At 62.9% G+C, this 1,395-nt stretch carries 2 protein-coding genes; one reads left to right on the forward strand and one right to left on the reverse strand.

Annotated features, from left to right (window positions below; translation table 11 throughout):
* On the reverse strand, window positions 1-590 hold a 590-nt coding region (locus tag DYI24_RS26605), incomplete at its 3' end, for a PAS domain-containing protein (RefSeq protein ID WP_164574457.1).
* Window positions 591-857: 267 nt separating this feature from the next.
* On the opposite strand from DYI24_RS26605, the gene DYI24_RS26610 reads away from it, so the two are divergent.
* A partial coding sequence (locus tag DYI24_RS26610; RefSeq protein WP_164574458.1) for a flagellar hook-basal body complex protein occupies window positions 858-1,395 on the forward strand: 538 nt, incomplete at its 3' end.

Consider the following 1,395-nt stretch of genomic DNA (forward strand, 5'->3'; position numbering starts at 1 on the left):
TCACATGCCTGGCTGACGCTGCGGGATTGGGCTGCACTGGCGGCAAGGTCGCGCAGCAGCGACAGTTGCCGTTCAGTGATGACCCGCTGGGTATCGTCGGTGTTGGCGCAGAAAATGCCGCCCGGCGAGCCGTCATCGGTCGGAATCGGGCTGTACGAAAAGGTGTAGTAGGTTTCCTCGGGAAAGCCGTTGCGCTCCATGATCAGAAGCTGGGCTTCCACATAAGTGCCCTCGTGGCCGCTGGTCGCCTTGGCGAGCAGGGGGGCGATGTCCTCCCAGATTTCCGACCACACTTCCGAGGTCGGTCGGCCGAGCGCCCATGGGTGTTTGCCGCCGATGATCGACTTGTAGGGATCGTTGTAGAGATAAGTCAGCTCCGGGCCCCAGCCGATCCAGATCGGCTGTTGCGACGTCAGCATGATGCGAACCGCGGTCTTGAGCGCCTGCGGCCAGCTCTCCGGCGGCCCGATCGGGGTCGATGCCCAATCGAACGCGCGCATCAGCGACGCCAGTTCGCCGCGGCCCAGAAAAAGACTGTCTGGGACCGCGTCTGTGCGGCCCAGGTGCCCGCCGGGCGTATCTTCAGCCAAGTGATCCCCCGATCAACCCCTCGCTGTCCCGGTTCGCAACGCGCGGGCTTGGGTTTGGTTCCCAGCCGTCAAAGGGGCCCCTTTCGCCAAATGGTCCCGGCAATAGTTGCCCGACCCGGCAAAACCGCCCCGGCCTCAGGACCCGTTGCTAATCTCCAACTCTTTGAAATGACGTTGTTTTGTTCGTTGGCACGAGGCTTGCGGGAAGCCTCATTGGATCTTGCTGTCAACAGCCGCCACGGGCGGCCGCATCGGGAGAAGTCAGTAATGGGTATTTTCGGCGCTCTCACCACGTCGGTCGCGGGCCTGCGCTCCAACTCCTATGCGCTGGAGAACATCTCCGGAAACATCGCCAACTCGCAGACCACGGCATTCAAGCGCATCGACACCTCGTTCCTCGACCTGATCCCGCAGGCCGGCAACAACCAGCAGCTCGCCGGCTCGGTGACTGCAGGATCGCGCCTGACCAACACCACGCAGGGTTCGGTGCAGTCAGCCTCGGTGTCGACCTACATGGCGATCAACGGCGAAGGCTTCTTCGTGGTGCAGAAGCCGAGCTCGTTCAGCGACAACAACCCGATCTTTCCCGGCGTCGACAACTTCACCCGCCGCGGCGACTTCTCGCTCGACAAGAACGGCTATCTTGTGAACGGCGCCGGCTACTATCTGGAAGGCGTCAAGATCGATCCGACCACCGGCAACCCGGTCGGCGGCAGCCCGGGCGTCCTGAAATTCCAGAACGACTTCCTGCCCTCGCAGGCCACCACCAAGATCAGCTACCGCGCCAACCTGGCCTCCTATCCGC

This window comes from Rhodopseudomonas sp. BR0C11, assembly GCF_010820945.1.
In the GTDB taxonomy this organism is placed as follows: Bacteria; Pseudomonadota; Alphaproteobacteria; order Rhizobiales; family Xanthobacteraceae; genus Rhodopseudomonas; species Rhodopseudomonas palustris_H.